Origin of the sequence: Desertihabitans brevis (assembly GCF_003327535.1) — a bacterium.
Lineage (GTDB): Bacteria > Actinomycetota > Actinomycetes > Propionibacteriales > Propionibacteriaceae > Desertihabitans > Desertihabitans brevis.
The window spans coordinates 1-22,186 of the sequence record NZ_QOUI01000006.1 but is presented as its reverse complement, the minus strand read 5'-3'; the positions used below and the strand labels follow the sequence as shown (position 1 = coordinate 22,186).

General features: G+C 73.6%; 23 protein-coding genes. 18 read left to right on the top strand and 5 right to left on the bottom strand.

Translation table 11 applies throughout. From position 1 onward, the window contains the following. Positions 1 to 128: 128 nt before the first annotated feature. From DT076_RS10425 to DT076_RS10415, 3 genes are read left to right on the top strand one after another with little or no spacing between them, the layout of a single operon-like run. Positions 129 to 1,715, top strand: coding sequence for a hypothetical protein (locus DT076_RS10425; protein ID WP_114126627.1), 1,587 nt, complete (start codon positions 129 to 131; stop codon positions 1,713 to 1,715). A 12-nt stretch (positions 1,716 to 1,727) separates the two neighbouring features. Next, positions 1,728 to 3,095 (top strand): hypothetical protein, encoded by a 1,368-nt coding sequence (locus tag DT076_RS19395; RefSeq protein ID WP_114126626.1) that lies wholly within the window; start codon positions 1,728 to 1,730, stop codon positions 3,093 to 3,095. Positions 3,096 to 3,115: 20 nt separating this feature from the next. Then, positions 3,116 to 4,465, top strand: a complete 1,350-nt coding sequence (locus DT076_RS10415) for a peptidoglycan-binding protein (protein ID WP_114126625.1) — start codon at positions 3,116 to 3,118, stop codon at positions 4,463 to 4,465. 3 nt (positions 4,466 to 4,468) lie between these two features. On the opposite strand, the gene DT076_RS10410 is transcribed toward DT076_RS10415, so the two are convergent. The 3 genes from DT076_RS10410 to DT076_RS10400 all read right to left on the bottom strand — a co-directional run bounded on the left by DT076_RS10410 (position 4,469) and on the right by DT076_RS10400 (position 6,199). Then, complete coding sequence (locus tag DT076_RS10410; protein ID WP_114126624.1) at positions 4,469 to 4,735, bottom strand: acylphosphatase; 267 nt, start codon at positions 4,733 to 4,735, stop codon at positions 4,469 to 4,471. Positions 4,736 to 4,765: 30 nt separating this feature from the next. Continuing rightward, positions 4,766 to 5,473 (bottom strand): copper homeostasis protein CutC, encoded by a 708-nt coding sequence (locus DT076_RS10405; protein ID WP_114126623.1) that lies wholly within the window; start codon positions 5,471 to 5,473, stop codon positions 4,766 to 4,768. Positions 5,474 to 5,578: 105 nt separating this feature from the next. Further along, positions 5,579 to 6,199 (bottom strand): TetR/AcrR family transcriptional regulator, encoded by a 621-nt coding sequence (locus tag DT076_RS10400; RefSeq protein ID WP_114126622.1) that lies wholly within the window; start codon positions 6,197 to 6,199, stop codon positions 5,579 to 5,581. Between the two features lie 313 nt (positions 6,200 to 6,512). Between DT076_RS10400 and DT076_RS10395 the strand changes: the two genes are divergently transcribed. From DT076_RS10395 to DT076_RS10350, 10 genes are all read left to right on the top strand, one after another. Next, entirely contained in the window at positions 6,513 to 6,731 is a 219-nt protein-coding gene (locus DT076_RS10395) for a Flp family type IVb pilin (protein WP_114126621.1), read from the top strand. Positions 6,732 to 6,819: 88 nt separating this feature from the next. After that, positions 6,820 to 7,212, top strand: coding sequence for a TadE/TadG family type IV pilus assembly protein (locus tag DT076_RS10390; RefSeq protein ID WP_114126620.1), 393 nt, complete (start codon positions 6,820 to 6,822; stop codon positions 7,210 to 7,212). Then, positions 7,209 to 8,138, top strand: coding sequence for a pilus assembly protein TadG-related protein (locus tag DT076_RS10385; protein ID WP_199539109.1), 930 nt, complete (start codon positions 7,209 to 7,211; stop codon positions 8,136 to 8,138). Before DT076_RS10390 ends, DT076_RS10385 begins: the two co-directional genes overlap by 4 nt. Positions 8,139 to 8,158: 20 nt before the next feature. Next, the gene (gene cpaB / locus DT076_RS10380) at positions 8,159 to 8,893 is read left to right on the top strand and encodes a Flp pilus assembly protein CpaB (RefSeq protein ID WP_114126618.1); all 735 of its coding nucleotides are present in this window, start codon (positions 8,159 to 8,161) and stop codon (positions 8,891 to 8,893) included. Then, positions 8,890 to 10,122, top strand: coding sequence for an AAA family ATPase (locus tag DT076_RS10375; protein WP_114126617.1), 1,233 nt, complete (start codon positions 8,890 to 8,892; stop codon positions 10,120 to 10,122). Before cpaB ends, DT076_RS10375 begins: the two co-directional genes overlap by 4 nt. Beyond that, on the top strand, positions 10,122 to 11,546 hold the full coding sequence (locus DT076_RS10370; RefSeq protein WP_114126852.1) for a CpaF family protein: 1,425 nt from the start codon (positions 10,122 to 10,124) through the stop codon (positions 11,544 to 11,546). Before DT076_RS10375 ends, DT076_RS10370 begins: the two co-directional genes overlap by 1 nt. Further along, on the top strand, positions 11,543 to 12,481 hold the full coding sequence (locus DT076_RS10365) for a type II secretion system F family protein (RefSeq protein ID WP_114126616.1): 939 nt from the start codon (positions 11,543 to 11,545) through the stop codon (positions 12,479 to 12,481). Before DT076_RS10370 ends, DT076_RS10365 begins: the two co-directional genes overlap by 4 nt. A 24-nt stretch (positions 12,482 to 12,505) precedes the next feature. Beyond that, positions 12,506 to 13,393, top strand: coding sequence for a type II secretion system F family protein (locus DT076_RS10360; protein WP_233493893.1), 888 nt, complete (start codon positions 12,506 to 12,508; stop codon positions 13,391 to 13,393). Between the two features lie 4 nt (positions 13,394 to 13,397). After that, the gene (locus DT076_RS10355; protein ID WP_114126615.1) at positions 13,398 to 14,048 is read left to right on the top strand and encodes a prepilin peptidase; all 651 of its coding nucleotides are present in this window, start codon (positions 13,398 to 13,400) and stop codon (positions 14,046 to 14,048) included. Positions 14,049 to 14,091: 43 nt separating this feature from the next. Then, complete coding sequence (locus DT076_RS10350; protein WP_147264119.1) at positions 14,092 to 14,334, top strand: hypothetical protein; 243 nt, start codon at positions 14,092 to 14,094, stop codon at positions 14,332 to 14,334. Positions 14,335 to 14,354: 20 nt separating this feature from the next. On the opposite strand, the gene DT076_RS19640 is transcribed toward DT076_RS10350, so the two are convergent. After that, a complete protein-coding gene (locus DT076_RS19640; RefSeq protein ID WP_199539107.1) occupies positions 14,355 to 16,445 on the bottom strand; it encodes a hypothetical protein in 2,091 nt (696 codons plus the stop codon). 447 nt (positions 16,446 to 16,892) lie between these two features. Here DT076_RS19640 and DT076_RS10340 point away from each other — a divergent pair, with 447 nt between their 5' ends. Continuing rightward, positions 16,893 to 17,765, top strand: a complete 873-nt coding sequence (locus tag DT076_RS10340; protein WP_114126613.1) for a hypothetical protein — start codon at positions 16,893 to 16,895, stop codon at positions 17,763 to 17,765. Positions 17,766 to 17,829: 64 nt separating this feature from the next. On the opposite strand, the gene groL is transcribed toward DT076_RS10340, so the two are convergent. Next, a complete protein-coding gene (groL, locus tag DT076_RS10335) occupies positions 17,830 to 19,449 on the bottom strand; it encodes a chaperonin GroEL (protein ID WP_114126612.1) in 1,620 nt (539 codons plus the stop codon). Positions 19,450 to 19,728: 279 nt separating this feature from the next. Between groL and DT076_RS10330 the strand changes: the two genes are divergently transcribed. From DT076_RS10330 to DT076_RS10315, 4 genes are all read left to right on the top strand, one after another. Next, complete coding sequence (locus DT076_RS10330) at positions 19,729 to 20,127, top strand: YciI family protein (RefSeq protein ID WP_114126611.1); 399 nt, start codon at positions 19,729 to 19,731, stop codon at positions 20,125 to 20,127. Beyond that, entirely contained in the window at positions 20,124 to 20,474 is a 351-nt protein-coding gene (locus DT076_RS10325) for a YciI family protein (protein ID WP_114126610.1), read from the top strand. The genes DT076_RS10330 and DT076_RS10325 overlap by 4 nt, the downstream gene beginning before the upstream one ends. A 4-nt stretch (positions 20,475 to 20,478) precedes the next feature. Then, a complete protein-coding gene (locus DT076_RS10320; RefSeq protein ID WP_233493872.1) occupies positions 20,479 to 21,753 on the top strand; it encodes an RNA polymerase sigma factor in 1,275 nt (424 codons plus the stop codon). 107 nt (positions 21,754 to 21,860) lie between these two features. After that, the coding region (locus DT076_RS10315; protein ID WP_199539106.1) for a hypothetical protein at positions 21,861 to 22,186 on the top strand (326 nt) is incomplete at its 3' end.

Below are 22,186 nucleotides of genomic sequence, written 5' to 3'. Positions count from 1 at the left end.
GTGGAGTGGGGTGGAGTCCCGGCTCCACCACCAACCTCCACCCCGGCTCGCCCGCCGCGGTGGATCCGCCGCCGACGCCGCCCCGCGATGCTCGCAGTGACCGCAGCGACGAGCAGGGAGGCCCCACGATGGACGTCAAGGATCTGATGGGCAAGGTCGTCGACGCCTTGTACGACGGCCTCACCGGTGGCAGCGCGGAGCTGCCGCTACCCGACGACGTGATGATCAACTGGATCCAGCCCGGCATCCCGTTCCACGAGAGCGCCTTCGACTTCGCCATCGCCGGACCCTTCTCCGGCCCGACGCCGCTGACGCTGCCCTACTTCCGGGAGCTGGTCGAGACGTTGATGGGCCCGCAGGGCGGTGAGGGCGGGGAGGGCGGGGTGAGCCGCGAGGAGGCGGTCGAGCAGGCCAAGCTGATGTACCAGCAGCACCTGCTCGGCACCTGGGAGCAGTGGTCGCGGCTGGTGGACTTCATCCCGCTGCCGACCCCGACCCCGCAGCGCTCCCGCTGGCTGGCCACCGGCGGCCAGGGCAAGTACAAGCACGTCTCGGTGGTCTACGGCCAGGCCGGGCTGCGGCTCAGCGAGCTCTACGAGGACACCCTGCGCCGGTGCGAGGTGGCCGACGAGCAGCTCACCGCCGAGCAGCAGGCCATCGTGGACCGGATGCGCGCGCTGCTGATGGAGACCGTGGAGGTCGAGGACTTCCTCACCGGTGAGAAGACCCAGGAGTCGCGCGACAGCCGGGCCATGACGGCCTACAAGGCGAAGAAGAGCGCGTACGAGAACGCCGTCACCGACTACGCCTCCCGCCTGGCCCGCGCCAACGGCGGCAGCGCCCAGGACCTCATCGAGTGGCAGCGCTCGGGCGGCATCTACCGCCGGCGGGCCACCGAGGCGCTGCGCGACTGGGAGGCCACCGGCTACAAGCTGGACGTCGAGCGGGCCCAGTCCACCCTCAACCACATCCTCGGCAGCTCGATGGTGCAGTGGAAGACGCGGCTGCTGGAGAGCATCGACGACATCAACAACAACACCACCGGCCAGTTCGGCTACCCGTTCTTCCCCGCCACCGTGCTGCCCGGCTCCTTCGCCCGCTCCGACGGCTGGTCGGAGTACGACGAGCGCCACATCTCGCGCCGCTCGACCTCCTCCTCCTCCAGCCACTCCGGCTCGGGGGCGGTGGGCTTCAGCCTCGGCTTCTTCAGCATCGGCGGCGGTGGCGGGCACAGCGTCACCGAGCACCAGTGCCAGGTGGACGCCTCCGACTTCGGGATGCACTTCTCCTACACCACCGTCGAGATCTCCCGGCCGGCGTTCAACCCCGGCTTCTTCTCCTCCCGCGGCTGGCGGCCCACCACCGAGTTCGTCGCCGACCACGGCCCGCAGCACTCCGACGGTGCGAAGCCGCCGAAGGGCGCGATGATCGGCTACGCCACCAGGGCGCTGTTCGTGCGCGACCTCACCATCTACTCCTCCGCCTTCGCCAGCTTCGTGCGCTCCATGCAGTCCCAGACCCAGGGCGGCGGGATGATCGGCATCGGGCCCTTCTGCATCGGCGGGAAGTACCAGCAGACCAACCGCGAGGACGAGTCCAACCTGCAGGTCGACACCGCCTCGATCACCGTGCGGGGGCTGCAGCTGGTCGGGTTCCTGTCGGCGCTGATCCCCAAGGCGGCCGACCCGAACCCCGACGTCACCGCCTGGATCTGACGGCCGACGACGATGGACGCCGGTCTGCACCTGGCGCTGGCCGCCTGGGTCCACGCCCGCTCCGGCGGGCAGGGGTTCCTGGCCTGCCCCGAGCTGCCCGTCCCGCTGCAGCTGGTCGACCTGTCCGCGCCCGGGTCGATGACCGACCTGGGTCGGGCCTGGGAGTTCGCCCAGCTGACCAACGGGGACGTCCGGCGCGGGCAGCCGGCGCGGTCGGCGGCCGTGCACCCGCCGCTGTGGGTGCGCCACCGGCAGCTGCTGCAGCGGATGCAGTTCGCCACCCGCAGCTGGTCCGCGGCGGAGGAGGCCCAGCTGCAGGCCGCCCGGGCGGTGCTGTTCAGCGACGGCCCGGGCGGGTTCCCGGTCCCCTCGCCGGCCTTCACCCTCTACCAGGAGTACCGCTCGGTGCACGACGACCTGCAGACCCAGGGCGCCGCGCCGGAGGAGCTGACCGCGCTGCTGGCGGAGTGGCTGGTCGTCGGGCACAAGTCGGCCGTGGAGGCGGCCCTGGCCACGGTGTCGCGGCTGGCGTCCCGCTCGACCCTGCCGACGGCGGAGCGGCAACGGCTGATGCTCGCCGACGACCTGCTCCCGGCCAGCGCCGACGGGTCGTACGCGGCCACCACGTTCACCCCGCTGTCGGCGGTCGACCCGGGCACCTGGCTGGTCGCCCGGGTCGGCCTGGACGACCTCGACGCAGCCCTGCCGGGCGACCTCCCGCGGGCGGCGTGGGACGGCTGGCGGAGCAACCGCGGCGGCCACCTCGACCTCCGCTTCACCGCCCTCGAGCTGCACCGGGCCTGGTTCACCGCCGAGCAGTACGCCGCCTCGGACTGGCGGGTCCCCGACGGGGTCAGCGCCTCGGCCGGCGACGGCGTCCACGGCGAGGTGCCGGCCTACGCGGTGCGCGCGTACCTGGTCGAGGTGACCGGCTCGGCGCTGCCGGGTCGGACGGTCGACCCGCCGCCACCGCCCGACCCGTACCGCCCGGCCGGCCGGCCGCGCGTCCGCGCCGGGAAGCTCGGCGGCGTCCTGCCCGAGCTGCAGGTCTCCCGCGCGGTGGCGTCCCCGCTACGGCCGGCGACGTCGCTGACCGTCGCCCCGTTGCGCCGGGTCCAGCTCGACGTCTCCGCGGCCGGGGCCGTCGAGCCGACCGTCCAGCTGCAGCACTTCCCGCTCGGGCAGGTGCGCCAGCTGGAGCAGCCGGCCGTCCGGCGCCGGCTGCGCCTCACCGCGGAGCTGGTCGCCCTGCCCGACCTCGTCCACCCGAGCACTCCTCCCCCGCCGCCGGCGCCCGCCGGTGCGTTCCTCGTCGGTCTCGGCTGCGTGCCGGTCCCGCTGTCGCCCAACCCCGACCCCACCTACACCTGGGCGCCCTGACGCGCCGGAAGGAGACCGTCATGTTCCAGTCGCACCGCTTCACCCGCGTGGTCACCGCGAGCACGCACCAGCGGCTGCTCGCCGCCGAGAGCAACCAGCGTCCGATCAGCCGGGGCGAGAGCCACCGGGGGGCGGTGGTGGCCGTGCAGGAGGCGCTGAGCTCACTCAACGCCGGCTACCTGACCGGCAACGAGGTGGACGGCTACTTCGGCCCACGGACGTTCGCCGCGGTGGACGCCTTCCAGCGCGAGTACGGGTTGGTCGCCGACGGCATCGTGGGGCGCCAGACGCTGGGCCAGCTCGACAGCCTGTTCTGCGGCACCGTGGCGCGCGACCCCATCGGGATCGCGCTGCACTTCGGCGTCGACCGGGTCGATCCGGCCCACTACGGCTCGGAGATGCTGCTGCCCTCCTGCGGCAACGACGCCCGGGCGATGGCCGACCTGGCCGGGCGGCTGGGCTACGACACCGCCGTGCTGATCGACTCCGAGGCCACCACCGAGGCGCTGTACGGGCTGGTCGGCAGCGCGGCCGAGCAGCTGCAGGCCGGGGACGCGCTGCTGATCAGCTTCTCCGGCCACGGCAGCCAGATCCCCAACGAGTCCGCCGACGCGGAGGCCGACACGATGGACGAGACCACCTGCTTCCACGACCGGATGCTGGTCGACGACGAGCTCTACGCGCTGCTCCGCAGCCTGCGCCCGGGGGTCCGCGCCCACGTCGTCTTCGACAGCTGCCACTCCGGCACCGCCTTCAAGGACCTGGTGGACGGGCGGTCGGCCGACGACGTCGCCGCCGCGCACGCCGTCCGGGTGAAGTCGGTGATGGCCGCCACCACACCGACCAGCAGCCAGTCGCTGGGCACCACCACCGAGGACGACGTCACCCCGATCTCGACGGCGTCGCTGGACCGGGCCCTCGACGGGGAGGCACCGGAGAAGGGCGCCGCCCCGGTCGGTGAGGAGGGCCGCGACGAGGCGGTGGCCGAGCTCTTCGGCGGGCTCTACGCCGACGGCCTGCTCGGTGCCGACAAGTTCACCGAGGGCGCCCAGGTGTACGCCACCCACAAGCAGCTCTACGACGCCGTGCGCTCCGCGGCCTGCACCGTTCCCGAGGGCGAACCGCTGCCGTGCACGGTGACCACGCTGTCGGCCTGCGCCGACCACCAGACCACCCCGGCCGGCAACCCGCTCTCGGCGTTCACCTTCAACCTCACCTCGGTGTGGGCCGGCGGCGGGTTCCCCGGCTCCTACGACGACCTCTCCCGGGCACTGCGGGGCCGGGCCACCCCGGACGCCACCCCGCAGCTCAACAGCTACGGCTCCGGCGGGGCCGTCGCCCGGGTGGTGGAGCGGCCGTTCGCCTTCTGAGGATCAGCGCACCTGGAAGTCCGCCAGCCCCTCCGGGTCGACCGGCTCCCGGTCGACCTGGCTGACCGAGGCCAGCAGCGGCCCGCGGCCGCACCACCCGACCATGTGCTCCACCTGCTCGGCCGGCCCCTCGAAGTGGGCCTCCACCGTGCCGTCGAACACGTTGCGCACCCAGCCCGCGACCCCGGTGCGCTCGGCCTCGCGCCGGCAGGACGCCCGGAAGGTCACGTCCTGCACGCGCCCGTGCACCACCACCCTGACCGCCACCACCCGGCGACGGTACCGCGTCGGCCGTCGCGGTCAGGCGCTGGCCCGTGGCCGCACCTCGGCGTCGACCAGCCTCCGCCAGGACCGCACCATGGCCGCGTCCACGTAGGCCTTCCAGGACCGGTCGGGACGGGCGTCCCGGTCGATGCGGTAGGCCCGGACACCGGCGCGGGCCAGCCACGGCACGTGGTCGGGGTGCAGGTCGCCGCCGGCCATCACCAGCCGCGCCACCCGCTCGTCGGCGCGGGCCCGTCCGATCAGCTCGTCCAGCCCCTGCTCCACACCGCGGGCCGACCCGGCGGTGAGCACCTGGTCGAGCCGGGGCAGGGTGAGCAGCCGCCGCCAGGAGCGGTCGGAGTCGAGCGCGGCGTCGATCGCCCGGTGGCACGTCCAGGGCCAGTCGCCCCACTCCAGCAGCGCGCCGAGCACGTCGATGTCGATGTCGCCGTGGCCGTCGAGGAAGCCCATCACGACCCCCTCGGCACCGGCGTCACGGTAGGCCGAGGCCAGCCCGCGCAGCCGCACCAGCTCGCCGCCGTCGGTGCCGTAGCCGTCCCGCAGCCGCAGGGTCACCCGGACCGGGACCTCGACCGCCCGGCAGACCTCCTCGACCAGCTGGGGCTCGGGCGAACCGCCGTCGGGGTCGGGCTCGCCGACCAGGTGGAGCCGGTCGGCCCCGCCCTCGACCGCGCGCACCGCGTCGGCGGCGTGCAGCACCAGCACCTCGAGCAGTCCGGACATGGCGGCCCCCTCCCTGGGCGTGCGTCTCGACACATCGTGGCCCAGCGGCGGCCGTCCGCGGCGTTCCGGCGCGCCGGTCGCCGCCGACATCCTCCGACGCCGCGCTCAGCGGGACGCGGCGGGGAGCGGGAGCCCGTCCGCCAGCTCCTGGAAGGCCTCGGTCAGCAGCTCGGGCAGACGCTCGCGCGGAGCATCGGCGTGCACCCACGACGCCACCGCCACGCGCAGGGCGCCGGTGACGACGGCGGCCACCAGACCCGGGTACAGATCCGTCGCGAGCTCGGTGCCGGTGCGCGCGGCGATGCGCTCCCCGATCGCGGTCTCGAACGCGTCGTACCGCGCGGCCTCGTAGGGCTGCATGGCCGGGTACCGCTGGCTGAGCCGGAGCTTGCCCGCGGTGACCGCCAGCTGCTCGTCGGTGCGGTCGCGGACCGCGTCCACCACCAGCTCGCCGAGCGAGTGCAGTGGCGGCTCGTCGGTCGGACGCTCGTCCAGGGCCTCGAGGATGCCGGAGAAGACCGGGCTGCCGGCGGCCACGACCGCCTCCTCCTTGCAGCTGAAGTAGTTGGAGAACGTGCGTGGGGAGATGAAGGCGAGCTGGGCGATCTCGTCGATGGTGACGTTCTCCAAGCCCTTGTCCAGCACCAGCTGGTACGCCGCGTCGGCGATCGCCTCACGCGTCAGCTGTTTCTTGATCTCCCGCAGCCCGGTCCCCGATCCAGTCATGATCAGCAGGCTAGCGCAGACCGTGCAGGTGAGGCGTACTTGCCGATTCTGCAGGATTTCGCCGGGGCCCTGCGGCTGCACCCGTAGTAGACCCTCTGACACGGTGCGGCTCTCTTGTTGACGGCGGCACGGCTGTCAAATCCCTTGACGGGTGGTCTCCTGTTCTGACTGGCAGGTGTCGGCAAAGTTACGACATTGACCATCTTGCGCAATTGGCAAACTTCTGCGACCGTTCTCTCCGACGCGGTGAGCGGCTCTGCTCACCGGCACCGGGACCGAATCGGGGCGGACCCACCCACTCAAGGAGACCAGCATGACCACCTTGTTCGTCCGTCTCGGCCTCGTCCTCGGCCTGCTCCGTGACCGCCTGGACACCCGCAGCGACCGCGGCGCCACCGCCGTCGAGTACGGCCTGCTCATCGGCATCATCGCGATCGGTCTGATCGCCATCCTGGGAGTGTTCAACACGGCGATCAGCGGGTTCTTCGTGGACATCGCCGCCCAGTTCAGCGGGGCCGTCGACGGCGAGTGAGTCACTGACCAGCGCCCATGCTCCCGGTGCGTCGCCCAAGCAGCGGGCGGCGCACCGGGACACCTCTCCGGGACGGGAAGGACCTGCGATGCGCCGAGCGCGTCGGGACGACCGTGGGGCCGCGGCGGTCGAGTTCGCACTGGTGGTGCCGGTGCTCCTGCTCATCGTGCTCGGCATCGCCGAGCTCGGCCGGGCCTACCACGTGCAGACCACCCTCTCCGGAGCGGCCCGTGCCGGCGTCAGGGTGATGGCGCTGGAGAACGACGACCGCGCGGCACGGACGGCGGCCCGCTCGGCCGCAGGTGGCCTGGCCCTCACGAACACCCAGATCAGCGTCACCCCCACCTCCTGCGACCGCACCGGCTCGGCGCCGGCGCAGACGGCCACGGTGACCATCACCTACCCCCTGGACCTCATCGGCGGAGTCCTCGGCGACTCGATCACCCTGACCGGCACGGGAGTCATGCGATGCAACGGATGACCCCGCACCCCGGGCGCGACGAGCGGGGCGCTGTGAAGGTGATGTTCGCGCTGCTCGTCGTCCCGCTCCTCGGCTTCGCAGCGATCAGCCTGGACATCGCCGCCATGTGGCACGCCAAGCAGCAGCTGCAGAGCGGGGCCGACGCCGCCGCCCTGGCCATCGCGCAGGACTGCGCGCGCGGCGGCTGCGGCAACGCCCCCTCCACCGCCGGCACCCTCGCTGACGCCAACCTCCTCACCTCCGACGCCGACGCGGCCGTGCTCAACCTGACCAGCAGCAGCGTCACCGTCCGCACGAGCACCATGCAGCGGCACGTGTTCGCCCCGCTCCTCGGGTTCGACGAGGACGATGTGGTCGCCCACGCCACGGCGGCCTGGGGGGCACCGTCGGGCGGCACCACGGTGCTGCCGCTCGCCTTCTCGCTGTGCGAGTGGGACGCGCAGACGGGAGGCGGCCAACCGTCGGGCACCACGCAGTACACGATCTACCAGACCAAGTCTTCCGGAACCGACTGCACCGGACCCTCGGGCAACCTCGTCCCAGGCGGCTTCGGCTGGGTGGACTCCGACCCGGGACGGTGCGGGGCCACCAGCACGATCGGACAGCGGCTCTCCTCCGACCCGGGCAACAACGTGCCGAGCGGCTGCGGCGACGTGCTGCGCAGCCTGGTGGACGAGACCGTCCTGCTGCCCCTGTTCGACCAGTACGGCGGCAACGGCACCAACGCCTGGTACCGGGTGCACGGCTACGCCGCCTTCACCCTGACCGGCTACCACCTCTCCGGGCACGACGTCGGCACGCCGTGCGGCGGCAGCGAGCGGTGCATCCAGGGCTACTTCACCCGCTACGTCGACCTGGACGACGACTTCGACTCCTCCCCCAGCGCGCCCCGGCTCGGGGCGTCCCTGGTCCGCCTCACCGACTGACCCGAACGAGAGAACCCCTGATGAGACGTCGTGTCGTCGCCGCGGTCGCCGCGGTGGTGCTGGCCGCCCTGGGCGGCGCCCTGGTGCTCAGCTACGTCAGCACCGCCGACCAGCGCGCGCTGGCCGGCGTGCAGGCCGTCGACGTGTTGGTGGTCACCGACCCGGTAGCCGAGGGCACACCGGTGGAGGACCTGGGGTCGTCGGTCGAGGTCCGCTCCGTGCCGCGGGTCGCAGTGCCCACGGGTGCGTTGGGCAGCCTCGGCGACGTGGCCGGTCTGGTCGCCGCCACCGACCTGGTGCCCGGCGAGCCGCTGCTGGCGGTCCGCTTCGTCGACCCCGCCGCCCTCGCCACCCCCGGCGAGGTCGAGGTGCCCGCCGGGCTGCAGGAGGTGTCGGTGCTGCTGGACTCCCAGCGGGTGCTCGGCGGCCACCTCAGCGCCGGCGACCACGTCGGCGTCTTCCTCACCCCCGAGGAGGGACGGACTCGGCTGACGCTCGACCAGGTGCTCGTCACCCGCGTCCAGGGCGGCCTGCCCGCTCCCGAACCAGGGCCGGAGGCCGCGGCGTCCGACGACCCGGCCAGCTCGGCTGCCCTGCCCGAGAGCGGCGCCCTGGTGACCCTGGCGCTCGACCACCGCGACGCCGAGCGGGTCGTCTACACCGCCGAGCACGGCACCCTCTGGCTCTCCCTCCAGGACGACGAGACCACCGAGGCCGACTCCGGGATCACCACCGCCGAGGAGGCGCTGCGATGACCCGCACTCTCCTGCTCAGCGGCGACGAGCCGCTCGTCCGGACGGTGCGGGAGGTCACCGCCGGCGACGTCGTGGTGCTGCCCGGTCGCCCGCTTGCGGCCGACCCCGGACCGCTCCGCGCCGTCCTCGACTCCTCCGCCGCCGAGGTGCTGCTGCTCGACGCCCGCGACGAGCCCGGCCCCGCCCTCGGGCTGGCCAGGGCCGTGGTCGACCAGCACCCGGGGGTCGCCGTCGTGCTGGTCGCCGAGGCCTCGGCCGAGCTGGCCCTTGCCGCCCTGCGGGCCGGGGTCCGCGACGTCGTCGCCCCCGACGCCGGGCTGCCCGAGCTCGCCGCGGCCCTGGAACGGGCCGGTCGCGCGGCCAGCCCGGGCCCGGCAGCCGGCGGGTCGCCGCTCGAGCCGGGCACGGCCGGGCGGGTGATCAGCGTCGTCTCACCCAAGGGTGGCGTCGGCAAGACCACCGTCGCCACCAACCTCGCGGTCGGGCTGGCCCGGCGCTGGCCGGGCTCCACCGTGCTGGTCGACCTCGACATCCAGTTCGGTGACGTCGCCAGCGCGCTCGACCTCGAGCCGGAGCACTACCTCGGCGACGCCGTCACGGGCCCTGCCCGGCGCGACTCGATGGCGCTCAAGACCGTGCTGACCCGCCACCCCACCGGGTTGCACGTCATCTGCGCCCCCGACTCCCCCGCCGACGCCGACGCGGTCACCGAGTCCGACGTCACCCACCTGCTGCAGGTGCTGGCCACCGAGTTCCGCTACGTCGTCGTCGACACCGCCCCCGGGTTGTCGGAGCACACGCTGTCCGCGCTCGACCAGACCACCGACCTGGTGCTGCTCGCCAGCATGGACGTCCCCGCGGTCCGCGGGCTGCGTAAGGAGATCGACACCCTGGCCCGGCTCGAGCTGCTCCCGCCGTCGCGCCACGTCGTCATCAACTTCACCGACCGCCGCTCGCTGCTGACGATCGCCGACGTCGAGTTCACCATCGGCACCGCGGTCGACCTGCAGCTGCCGCGCTCGAAGGCCGCGCCGGACTCGGTCGACCAGGGCGTCCCGCTGCTGCAGAGCGGGGTGAAGGACCCGATGACCACGCAGCTGCACAAGCTCCTCGAGCGCCTGGCCGGGCCCGACGGCGCCGCGCCCGTGCCCGTCCAGACCGATCCCGCTGCCCGCAAGGGCAAGCGCGCCGCCTCCCGGTGGCGCCGCACCCGGGCGGCGGTGGCCTGATGCGTCTGTCCGAGCGGCTCGGGCGCCGCATCGACGCCCCATCCCCCGCCGAGCGCGAGCCCGCGCCGGTGTCCACCGCCACCGCGGCCGCCCCCACCCGTGAGCCCCAGCGCCCACAGGTCGAGGTGGTCGTCGACGTCGACCCGCTCGCCCGGCTCAAGGCCGACGCCGCCGAGGCTCTCTTCACCCGCCTCGGCGCCCGGCTCAACGACCCGAGCCTCAGCGAGGACCAGCTGCACGCGATGGTGCGGACGGAGCTGGGTGAGGTGGTCGCCGAGCAGCAGGTGCCGCTGACCACCGAGCAGCGCCAGCGCCTGGTGCACGACGTCCAGGACGAGGTGATCGGGCACGGACCGCTGCAGCGGCTGCTCGACGACCCGACCGTCACCGAGATCATGGTCAACGGGCCCGAGACCATCTACGTCGAGCAGCACGGACGGCTGACCCGGGCCAGCGCGCGGTTCGCGTCGGAGGAGCACCTGCGCCGGGTCATCGAGCGGATCGTCTCCCGGGTGGGCCGGCGCATCGACGAGTCCTCGCCCCTGGTCGACGCCCGGCTTCCCGACGGCTCCCGGGTCAACGCCGTCATCCCGCCGCTGGCCTTCAGCGGCTCCTCCCTCACCATCCGCAAGTTCTCCCGCGACCCCTTCAAGGTCGACGACCTCATCGAGTTCGGGACGCTGACGCCGGAGATGGCCGAGCTGCTGCGCGCCTGCGTCGAGGCCCGGCTCAACGTCATCGTCTCCGGCGGCACCGGCACCGGGAAGACGACCCTGCTCAACGTGCTCTCCTCCTTCATCCCCGAGGGTGAGCGGATCATCACCATCGAGGACGCCGTCGAGCTGCAGCTGCAGCAGGACCACGTCGTGCGCCTCGAGAGCCGGCCGCCCAACATCGAGGGCCGCGGCGAGATCAACATCCGCGACCTCGTCCGCAACTCGCTGCGGATGCGGCCCGACCGCATCGTCGTCGGCGAGGTCCGCGGCGGGGAGAGCCTGGACATGCTGCAGGCGATGAACACCGGCCACGACGGCTCGCTGTCCACCGTGCACGCCAACTCCCCACGCGACGCCATCGCCCGCCTGGAGACCCTGGTGCTGATGGCCGGGATGGACCTGCCGCTGCGGGCCATCCGCGAGCAGATCGCTTCCGCCGTCGACGTGGTCGTCCAGCTCACCCGGCTCCGCGACGGCACCCGCCGGGTCACCGCGGTCACCGAGGTGCAGGGCATGGAGGGCCAGACGGTCACCCTGCAGGACGCCTTCCTCTTCGACTACGCCGCCGGGCTGGACGCTGACGGCCGCTTCCTCGGCCGGCCGGTGCCGACCGGCGTGCGGCCCCGCTTCACCGACCGGTTCGAGCAGCTCGGCATCCAGGTCTCGCCGCAGGTGTTCGGCCTGGCCCGGACGGGGCGGCTGCGGTGACCTGGACCGCGACGCTCGGGGTGGCGGCCTGCGCGGTGGCGCTGCTGCTGGCGGTATGGGCCCTGCTCGCCCCCGGCCCGGCCCGGCTACCGCTGGCGCGCCGGCGTCCCGGTGCGCAGCCCGACCCCACCCTGCTCAGCGCGGCCGCCACCCGGGCCACCGGGCTGGTCGAGCGGCCGCTGCGCAGCCGCGGGCTGCTGCAGTCCGGCGCGGCCGCCCTCGAGCAGGCCGGGGTGAAGATGCGCCCCCAGGACGCCGCCGTGCTGATCGTCGTCGGCATGGTGGTGGCGCTGGCGGCCGGTTCGGCCCTGGCCGGACCGCTGCTCGGGCTGGCGCTCGCGGTCGCGGTGCCGCTGGTGACCAAGGCCGTCCTCGGGATCCTGGCCGGACGCCGGCAGAAGGCCTTCGCCGACCAGCTGGAGGACTCGCTGCAGCTGATGGCCGGCAGCCTGCGCGCCGGGCACAGCATGCTCCAGGCGCTGGACTCGGTCTCCCGCGAGGCCGAGCACCCCACCTCGGAGGAGTTCGCCCGGATCATCAACGAGAACCGGGTCGGCCGCGAGCTCGGCGCGGCCCTGGAGGACACCGCACGGCGGATGGGCAGCGAGGACTTCGACTGGGTCACCCAGGCCATCGCCATCAACCGCGAGGTCGGCGGCAACCTGGCCGAGGTGCTCGACCAGGTGGCCGGAACCATCCGCGAGCGCGCCCAGATCCGCCGCCAGGTGCGGGCCCTGAGCGCTGAGGGACGGCTGTCGGCCTACGTGCTGATGGCGCTGCCGGTGTGCATCGTCGCCTTCCTCTCCGTCGCCTCCCCGGGCTACCTCGCCGGGTTCACGTCGAATGTGCTCGGCTACGCCATGATCGCCGTCTCGGTGGTGCTGATGGGGGTCGGCGCCCTGTGGCTCCGCAAGGCCACCAGCATCACCTTCTGAGTCTGAGGAGATCCGTTGCCCCCCGTGCTCGCCCTCGGCACCGCCGCCATCAGCCTGGCGCTGGCCCTGCTGACCTGGGCCGTCCTGGCCTCCCCGGACCGCCGTCGCCGCGTCGTGCTGGCCAACCTGCAGCGCGGCAGCCGCCGCGCCGTCTTCGCCGACCCCGCCGCGCCCGCGCCGCGGCAGGCACCCAGTGGGCTCGTGCAGCTGGCCCGGCGGCTCACCCCTGCGGCCGCCGTCGCCCGGCTGGACCGGCTGCTGTCCCAGGCCGGACACCCTCCGGCCTGGCCGCTGGGCCGGGTCGTCGCGGCCAAGATCGTGCTCCCGGTGGTGCTCGGCTCGCTCGGCCTGCTCTACGTCACCGCCCAGCCGACCGCTCTGTCCATGGGGCTGGCACTGCTGGTGACCGTGGTGGCCTACTTCGTCCCCGACCTGCTGCTGCAGAGCCGAGCGCAGGAGCGCAACCAGCAGATCACCCTCGAGCTGGCCGACACGCTCGACCAGATGACCATCGCGGTCGAGGCCGGACTCGGCTTCGAGGCCGCGATGGCCCGCGCGGGTCGGAACGGCAAGGGCCCGCTGGCCGAGGAGCTGGTGCGCACCCTGCAGGACGTCCAGATGGGCCGGTCGCGGCGTGAGGCCTACGAGGCGCTGGCCGCGCGCACAGACACCCCCGACCTGCGTCGCTTCATCCGCGCGGTGCTGCAGGCCGACGCCTACGGCATCGCGATCTCCGACGTGCTGCGCACCCAGGCGGCCCAGATGCGTCTCAAGCGGCGCCAGCGCGCGGAGGAGCAGGCCATGAGGATCCCGGTCAAGGTGCTCTTCCCGCTGATGCTGTGCATCCTGCCCGTGCTGTTCATCGTGCTGCTCGGCCCGGCCGCGATGGACATCATGGCCGCGTTCAGCTGAACCGGTGGACGCCTCCGCGGTGCTGGTCACCGCCGTGCTCGCCGGTGCGTCCGCGGCGTTGCTGACGCCCTGGGTGCGCTCGGTGGCACGCAGCCGTTCCCGCTGGCTGGCCCGTCCCGCGACATCGCTGCTGGCGGGGACGGCCGGAGCCGGGGCGGCCGCGCTGGCGTCGGACTGGCCCGAGCTGGTCGGGTTCGCCCTGCTCGGGCTCGGCGCGGCGCTGCTGGTGCTCCTCGACCTGGCGGTGCTGCGGCTGCCCGACGTCCTGGTCGCGCCGCTGTACCCGCTGCTGCTCGGCCCGCTCGCGGTGGCCGCCGCCCTGGACGGCGACCCCGGGCGGTGGGTGCGCGCGGTCGGGGCGGGGCTGCTGCTCGCGGGGGTGTACCTGGTGCTCGCCCTGGTCTCGCCGTCGCAGCTGGGGGTCGGCGACGTCAAGCTGTCGGGGGTGCTCGGCGCCTTCCTCGGCTGGCTGGGCTGGCCGCACCTGGTCCTCGGCGGGCTGGCCGGCTTCGCCCTCAGCGCGGGGGTCTCGCTGGTGCTGCTGGTGGTGGTGCGCGCCGACCGCCGCACCGCCTTCCCGTTCGGGCCCTGGATGGTGCTGGGCGCCGTCCTGGGCGCGGTGGCGGGACCCGTCGTGCTGCCCGTCCTGGCCTGACCGCGCCCCGTCCCGTCCTTGCGGGCCGACCTACCCTGGGCGCGTGCGGAGGATGCTGACGGTGGTGGCGACGGCCCTGGCCGGGGTCGCCCTGGTCGCCTGCGCGCCCGCCGCCGAGCCCACCCGGACGCCGGCGCCGACACCCCCTCCCGCCGAGCGGACCACCGGGCAGGGCGAGCGACTCGACCCCGAGCGCCGGTCCCCGCTGCCGGACGCCCGCGGCTTCGACGTCGTGGCCCTCGGCGAGGACGGCGAGGTCGTCGTCCACCACGTCGGCGACCGCTGAGCCCCGGCCCCGGGGGGAGGTCAGCCCCGCCGGCGCCGCACCGCCAGCGCTGAGCCGGAGAGGACCAGCGCACCTCCGAGCAGGGCCAGGCCGGCTCCCGGGCCGCCGGTGTCGGCGAGGTCGCCCTCACCCGACGACGGGTCACCAGGCTCGGCCCCACCCGTGGGCTCCTCGTCCGCCCCGCCACTGGCCGGCTCGTCCGAAGGTTCCGCGGTCGGCTCGGACGTCGGGTCCGCGGTCGGGGTCGGCTCGGGCGTCGGGTCCGGGGTCGGCTCGGGTGTCGGGTCCGGGGTCGGCTCGGTCGTCGGGCCCGGGGTGGGCTCCGGCGTCGGCTCCGGGGTCGGCTCGGTCGTCGGCTCCGGCTCGGGCGTGGGCTCCGGCTCGGGGGTCGGCTCCGGCTCGGGGGTCGGCTCCGGCTCGATGAACTCGGCTGCCGCACCTCCCAGGAAGGAGGTGGGCTCCGCGTCGTCGTCGGTGGCGTAGCTCACCGGGTCCTGCCGCGAGGCGGTCACGGTCTGCGGCAGCTCGGCGTGCTGCTCCTCGAACTCCTCCCGGGTGAGGTTCTCCCGCGGGGACGCGGCGAAGTCGACGCCACCGCCCACCGAGAAGGTGTAGGTCACGGGCTGACCGTCCACGGTGTGCTCCCGCTCGACCGTGAACTGCACGGTCTGGAAGTCCTCGACGTAGTCGTCGTAGACCTCCTGCGGGTCCCAGTCGGTCCGCGCCGGCCACCGGCTGACGTCCCCGCTGCCGATGATCTCGTCGAAGGAACCGGGGCGCTCGGCATTGCGCTGGCGGACCCACTCGGCCGCCACCCGGCTGAGGTAGACCCGCCGCAGGTCGGCGAACTCGGGTGCGGTGTTGACGGCCTCCTCGGTGGCCGGCACCACGTGCTCGCGCATCACCTCGAGGTTGCGCTCGAGCTCGGCCTCCGGGGCGGTGCAGCCGACCTGCCCACCGGGACCGGGGCCGGTGATGTCCATCCGCTCGATCTGCACCGCCAGCGGGGCGTCGAGGATGTACAGCTCGCCGTCCTGCTCGCGGACGGTGGCGGGTCGGGGCTCGATCCAGGTCCGGTAGGAGTCCCAGCACGGCTGGTTGTCCTCCCCCGCCTCGAGCGCGTCCCAGAACCTGCGGCCGGCCTCGGTCTTGGCCGGGTTCATGTTGTCGACGTTGGTGCGCTTCAGCTGGAGGTCGGCCTCCAGCAGCACCCGGCCCGCGTCGGTGCTGGCCAGCTCCTCGTCGATCACCGTCTCGGGTTGGTCGGGGTTGAGGTTGACCCAGAACGTGCTCGGCTCGAGCGCCAGCCAGGTGAACAACGCGTCGGAGCTGAGCTGGGTGGCCGCGAGTCCACCGAAGGAGGGGTTCTCCTCCTCCTCGGCGGCGTCCTCGGCCGAGAAGGCGTAGCCGAGCTCGCCGTCGGCGTCCTCGGACAGGTAGCGCAGCTCCATCGAGGTCCAGTCGATGCCGCCGGGCCGACGGAACCCGTCGAGCCGGTTGCCGGTCTGGCGCTGCAGCTCACGGGTGTAGCGGGCGGCCTCGCGAGCCTGGTCGGCGTTGCTGCCCGACCCGACAGCCAGCCGGTTGGCGGCGCCCTGCGAGCCACGGTCGGGGTTGGTGGCGAACAGTCCGGAACCCGGGCCGCGCGGGGCGACCGCGTTGGTCGCCCGGGCCTCCACCCGCACCGGGTTGGAGATCATCCCACCCTGGCGGATGGCCGTGGCGGCCGCGCGGGAGGGGGTCTGGCCGTGCACGTAGGCTCCGCGCCCGCCGTCGGCCCGGTTGGCCGCCTGGATCGCCCGCAGCTGGGGCCGGTCGTAGCCCGGCCCGGACTTGATCTCGAGCTTGTCCCCGGTGCGCCGGTTGTAGGCGTCGACGACGACCTTGCGCCGCTGCCCGTCGACGTCGACCTCGATCTGCACCTGGCACAGCCAGTCGTCGTCGTAGAACCCGAGCCGCTCGATGACGAGCTTCTCGTAGGCTTTGCCGCGGGCGTTGTTGTCGTGGACGCGCACGTAGCTGGCCAGCCAGGCGTCCCAGCTCAGGACGACCGGGCGGCGGCCCTGCGGGTTGGCGTCCCACTCCTGCTGCTTGCGCAGCTGGCCGTTCACGTAGCGGTTGCGCGCGGAGTAGAGGTGGTCGGTGGTGCCGACCTCCTTGCCCCTGGTGTCGTCGTCGTACTCGGCGAGCTCGTCCGCGTCGGGCCTCGGCCAGACCCTCCACCGGGGCTGCCGGGTTCAGGTACTCCAGCACCAGCTCGCCGAGGTCGACCGCGTCGTCGAAGACCGGCAGCCGGTCCCGCTTCGGCGGCACCGGCGCGGTGACGCCGTACACGTCCCGGCACAGGCGGCCGGTCGGAGCCGCGGCGGCCCCCGGGGACGGGGCGGTCAGCAGGGCGACGGCGGTGCCGGCCAGCAGGGCCAGCACGGCGACCAGGCTGACGCCTCGTCGCGGACGGGTGGAGGGCATCGGGAACCTTTCACGGCTGGGCTCGCTCGGCACAGGAGATCCTCGGGTACGTCGACGGCGACGACCGCGCCGCACACTACGGTGGCAGGGTGTCAGCCGACCAGCCTCCGCTCGACCTCTTCGTGGACCGCCTGCCGGTGGTGCTGGCTCGGCTCCGCGACGTCGAGCTGCCCGACCACTTCCCCTTCGACCTCACCCCCGCCTCGGTGGCCGAGCTGGACCGGTCGACGGCCGGGCAGGGCGAGGACGGGGCCGACGTGGTCGCCCTCGCGGCCTACCTCGGCGAGGTGCTGCTCCGGGTCGGGGGTGGGGGCTGGCGCTGGGACGAGCGCGACGGGCCGGTGGTGGAGCTCGACCCGGGCCTGGGGCTGGACGCGGTCCCGGTCGTCCGGGCGGTGCGGGAGCACCTGGGGGCCGGGCGTCCCCTCCGCGGCGTGGTCGAACCCGTGGAGCAGGCGGTGGCGCAGCGGCGGCGGGACGAGCCGGACTGGCGACCACGGGCGGAGCAGCGCCCCGCGGTCGGCGACCTTCGGGTCGAGGACCTGCCGCAACCGGCCTGGTTGGCCGGCTGGCTGGCCGAGCGCTCAGCCGCCTTCGCCGGCTGGGCGGAGCAGCACCGCGGCAGCTGGGACTTCAGCACGGCCTCGTTGGACGCGCTCGAGACGCTGCTGCTGGAGCACCTCGGCTCCCCCGAGGCCGTCTCCGCCGCCGCTCGGACGCCGCTGGTCGATGGCGCCGTCTGGTACCTCGGGGAGGTGCTGTGCCGGACCCGCGACGCCCGCTGGCACTACTTCGAGCCCGACCCGGCCAACCCGCCCAACGCCTTCGTCGGCCGCCCGCACGTCACCCAGGACCGTCCCGACGGGGCGTCGGTGGTCCCGCTCGGGTTGCTCCGGGCGGCCGTCCGGGCCCGTCGCCCCGGTGAGCTGAGACGCCGGGCGGAGGCCTTCGGCGGCGGCTGAGCGCAGACGCCACGAGGGCGGCCCCCCTGCTGGGGAACCGCCCTCGGAGCGCTGGCGCGAGGCCTCAGAAGTCCATGCCACCCATGCCGGGGTCACCGGCGGGAGCGGCCGGGGCCTTCTCCGGCTTGTCGGCGATGACGGCCTCGGTGGTGAGGAAGAGGCCGGCGATCGACGCGGCGTTCTGCAGCGCCGAACGGGTCACCTTGGCCGGGTCGATGATCCCGGACTCGACCATGTCGACGTACTCGCCGGTGGCCGCGTTGAGGCCCTGGCCCGACGGCAGGTTGGCGACCTTCTCCGCCACCACGCCACCCTCGAGACCGGCGTTGACGGCGATCTGCTTCAGCGGAGCCGCGCAGGCGGTGAAGACGATCTGCGCACCGATCTGCTCGTCACCGGACAGCTCGACCTTGGCGCCCTTGCTGGCCTGCAGCAGGGCCACGCCACCACCGGCGACGATGCCCTCCTCGACGGCGGCCTTGGCGTTGCGGACGGCGTCCTCGATGCGGTGCTTGCGCTCCTTGAGCTCCACCTCGGTGGCCGCACCGACCTTGATCACCGCGACGCCGCCGGCCAGCTTGGCCAGCCGCTCCTGCAGCTTCTCGCGGTCGTAGTCGGAGTCGCTGCGCTCGATCTCGCCACGGATCTGGGAGACCCGGCCGGCGATCTGGTCGGCGTCACCGGCACCGTCGATGATGGTGGTCTCGTCCTTGGTGACGACCACCTGGCGGGCCTGGCCCAGGTCGTCCAGGGTGACGGCGTCCAGCTTGAGACCGATCTCCTCGCTGACGACCTGGCCACCGGTGAGGATGGCGATGTCGGCCAGCATGGCCTTGCGGCGGTCGCCGAAGCCCGGGGCCTTGACGGCGACGGACTTGAAGGTGCCACGGATCTTGTTGACGATCAGGCCGGCCAGCGCCTCGCCGTCGGTGTCCTCGGCGATGACGACGAGCGGCTTGCCCGACTGCATGACCTTCTCCAGGACCGGCAGGACGTCCTTCAGGCTGGAGATCTTCTGGTTGGCGATGAGGATGTAGGGGTCGTCCAGCACCGTCTCCATGCGCTCGGCGTCGGTGACGAAGTAGTGGCTGGTGTAGCCCTTGTCGAAGCGCATGCCCTCGGTGAGCTCGAGCTCCAGGCCGAAGGTGTTGGACTCGTCGACGGTGATGACGCCTTCCTTGCCCACCTTGTCCATGGCCTCGGCGATGATCTCGCCCACGGCCGGGTCGGCGGCGGAGATGGAGGCGGTGGCGGCGATCTGCTCCTTGGTCTCGATGTCGACCGCGGCCTCGCTCAGCTTCTCGCTGATGGCGGCCACGGCCTTGTCGATGCCGCGCTTCAGCCCCATCGGGTTGGCGCCGGCGGTGACGTTGCGCAGACCCTCGCGGACCATCGCCTGGGCCAGCACGGTCGCGGTGGTGGTGCCGTCACCCGCGACGTCGTCGGTCTTCTTGGCGACCTCCTTGACCAGCTCGGCGCCGATCTTCTCGTACGGCTCCTCGAGCTCGATCTCCTTGGCGATCGAGACGCCGTCGTTGGTGATCGTGGGGGCGCCCCACTTCTTCTCCAGCACGACGTTGCGACCCTTGGGGCCAAGGGTGACCTTGACCGCGTCAGCGAGGGTGTTCATGCCCCGCTCGAGGCCGCGACGTGCCTCGACGTTGAATTCAATGAGCTTTGCCATGTGTTCCGGGAGTCCTCCCGCGTCAGGGGCCGTCAGCCCCGTGGGTTGATGTCGGTCGTGTGCTGTTCGTCAGGCGGTGCCCGCGACGGACGGGGCCCGCACAAGACCCCTCACCGGACTGACGGTGGCACTCGAGCTGGCCGAGTGCCAACTCAATGTTTAGCACTCGCCCCTGGTGAGTGCAAACAACTGGTGGACGCTGTCGATCCTGGACCTGCTCCGACGTCAGGGAGGTGAGGCAGGCTGGACCGCAGCCGCCGGAGGAGGAGAGGACACACCATGAGCGTCGAGTACGCAGTGCTGCTGCCAGGCGACGAGCGCCCCTGGGTCGAGGCCGACCAGGCCACCCGGGACGCCGTCTACGCCCGGCACACCGAGTTCGCCCGGCTGCTGACCGAGCGCGGCCACACCATCACCGGCGGCGCCGAGCTGGAGCACTCCAGCCGGGCCCGCGTGGTGCGCGGCGAACGCGGGTCGGTCACGGTCACCGAGGGCCCCTACGCCGAGACCGTCGAACAGCTCACCGGCTTCTACCTGGTGCGCACCGACGACCTGGACGACCTGCTCGACCTCTGCGGGCTGCTCGCCGGCGGTGGGGCGGTCGAGGTGCGGACCGTGGTGCCCGACCCCCAGCCGGCGACGGAGGCCGGCGCGGCCGGGCAGGCGGTCGGCTCGTGAAGTACGTGGTGTTGCTGTACCAGGACGAGCGGGTCTGGGCCGAGGCCGACGAGGCACTGCAGCGCGAGACCATCGCCGCGCACGAGGCGTTCTCCCACCGAGTGGAGCAGCACCCCGCTGCGGAGGTGGTGGCGGGCGAGGCGCTGCGGGTGGTGGCCGAGGCGACCACGCTGCGGCGGCAGGGCGGCCGCACGGTGCTGACCGACGGGCCGTTCGCGGAGACCGCCGAGCAGCTCGGCGGGTTCTACGTGGTGGAGGCGCCCGACCTCGACACGATGCTGGAGCTGGCCGAGGCGCTGCCGGGCGACTACACCCTCGAGGTCCGGCCGGTCGACGACGGGATCTGACCGGGTGGACGCCTCGACCACGGCCGCGCTGGAGCTGGCCCACCGGGAGCACTGGGGCCCGTTGATGGCCCTCCTGGTCGGCCGGTTCCGCCGGCTCGAGCTGGCCGAGGACGCGCTCGCCGACGCGTTCGAGCAGGCGAGCCGCCACTGGCCGCGCGACGGCGTCCCGGACAATCCGGCGGGCTGGCTGCACACGGCGGCCCGCCGGCGGGCGGTGGACGTGCTGCGGGCCGAGGCGGTGCGGGCGCGCCGGGTGCCGGAGCTGGTGGGCGAGCAGGTCGACCGCGAGGAGCGTGCCGGCCGGGCCACCGCCGAGCGGCTGGCCGAGGTCGAGGAGGAGGTGCTCGTGCGCGACGACGTGCTCCGGCTGGTGTTCCTGTGCTGCCACCCCGCCCTGGCGCTGGAGGCGCGGGCGGCGCTGACGCTGCGGCTGGTGCTCGGCCTGCCGACCGCCGAGATCGCCCGGCTGTTCCTGGTCAGCGAGCCGACGATGGCGGCCCGCCTGACGCGGGCGCGCAAGAAGCTGGTCGGCGCCGGGGTCGCGCTGCGGCTGCCGCCCGGGGAGCGGCTGGACGACCGGGTCGAGGACGTGCTGCGGGTGGTCTACCTGACCTTCACCGCCGGTTACGCCCCGGGCGCGGAGCCGGCACCGGTGGAGGGTGGCGCGGCGGAGGAGGCGGTGCGGCTCGGCCGGCTGCTGGACGCCCTGCTGCCCGGACGCGCGGACGTCCGGGCGTTGCTGGCGCTGATGCTGCTGCAGCACTCACGGCGGGAGGCCCGGGTGTCGGCGTCGGGCGAGCTCGTGCTGCTGCCCGACCAGGACCGGGCGCGCTGGCACCACGACGAGATCGCGGAGGGTCTGGGCCTGCTCGTCGACCTGCCGGTGCCGAGGGGCGGGACCGCGCTGGAGCTCTACCTCCAGGCGATGGTGGCGGCCGTGCACGCCGGGGCCCCGACCGCGGCCGACACCGACTGGGGTCTGGTCGCGGGGCTGTACGCGCAGCTGGAGGAGCTGACCGGGTCGGCCGTGGTGCGCCTCAACCGGGCGGTCGCCGTGGCCGAGGCTGACGGGCCGGCGGCCGGGCTGACCCTGCTCGACGGTCTGGAGGATCAGCTGCCCCGCAGCCACCGGCTGCCCGCTGTCCGGGCGGAGCTGCTCTGGCGTCAGGGCCGGACCGGGGCTGCGGCGGCGGAGTTCGAGCGGGCGCTGCAGCTGTGCCCCAACGAGGTCGAACAGGCGCACCTGCACCGCCGGCTCACCGAGGTGCGCGCTGTCTGATCGGTGATGGCTCGTCGTCGTCCACAGGACGGCAGCACCGCGAAGCGTTGTCCACAGGTTTCGTCTGTGTGTTCGATTCGGTCGGTGGATCGCCCTAGCGTGGAACCATGCTCCAGGCCAGGGACGACCAGGTGGCGCGGAACCTCCGCGCCACCGCCGACGCGTCCACGCTGGGCTCAGGCAGACGCACGACCCCGGTGGCCGGCGATCTGGGCACGCTGCCGGTCGCGGAGCTGTCGGACCTGGTCGCTGAGCACACCCTGGTGGTGCGCCGCTGCGAAGCAGCCGTGCTCGACCTCGCCTGCGCCTGGGCCGACCGCTTCCCCGCCCCACACCCCGGACGCCGCCTCACCCGGCGCCAACGCGACGCCGCCACCGACCACGCCGACACCCTCACCCCACCAACCGGCCCCGACCCAGCCCGACCGCTCGA

Excerpts from the sequence above, each read along its gene's own strand:
- DT076_RS10425 (WP_114126627.1), top strand. The coding sequence starts at position 129 with ATGGACGTCAAGGATCTGATGGGCAAGGTCGTCGACGCCTTGTACGAC.
- DT076_RS19395 (WP_114126626.1), top strand. The coding sequence starts at position 1,728 with ATGGACGCCGGTCTGCACCTGGCGCTGGCCGCCTGGGTCCACGCCCGC.
- DT076_RS10415 (WP_114126625.1), top strand. The coding sequence starts at position 3,116 with ATGTTCCAGTCGCACCGCTTCACCCGCGTGGTCACCGCGAGCACGCAC.
- DT076_RS10405 (WP_114126623.1), bottom strand. The coding sequence starts at position 5,473 with ATGTCCGGACTGCTCGAGGTGCTGGTGCTGCACGCCGCCGACGCGGTG.
- DT076_RS10400 (WP_114126622.1), bottom strand. The coding sequence starts at position 6,199 with ATGACTGGATCGGGGACCGGGCTGCGGGAGATCAAGAAACAGCTGACG.
- DT076_RS10395 (WP_114126621.1), top strand. The coding sequence starts at position 6,513 with ATGACCACCTTGTTCGTCCGTCTCGGCCTCGTCCTCGGCCTGCTCCGT.
- DT076_RS10390 (WP_114126620.1), top strand. The coding sequence starts at position 6,820 with ATGCGCCGAGCGCGTCGGGACGACCGTGGGGCCGCGGCGGTCGAGTTC.
- DT076_RS10385 (WP_199539109.1), top strand. The coding sequence starts at position 7,209 with ATGACCCCGCACCCCGGGCGCGACGAGCGGGGCGCTGTGAAGGTGATG.
- cpaB (WP_114126618.1), top strand. The coding sequence starts at position 8,159 with ATGAGACGTCGTGTCGTCGCCGCGGTCGCCGCGGTGGTGCTGGCCGCC.
- DT076_RS10375 (WP_114126617.1), top strand. The coding sequence starts at position 8,890 with ATGACCCGCACTCTCCTGCTCAGCGGCGACGAGCCGCTCGTCCGGACG.
- DT076_RS10370 (WP_114126852.1), top strand. The coding sequence starts at position 10,122 with ATGCGTCTGTCCGAGCGGCTCGGGCGCCGCATCGACGCCCCATCCCCC.
- groL (WP_114126612.1), bottom strand. The coding sequence starts at position 19,449 with ATGGCAAAGCTCATTGAATTCAACGTCGAGGCACGTCGCGGCCTCGAG.
- DT076_RS10330 (WP_114126611.1), top strand. The coding sequence starts at position 19,729 with ATGAGCGTCGAGTACGCAGTGCTGCTGCCAGGCGACGAGCGCCCCTGG.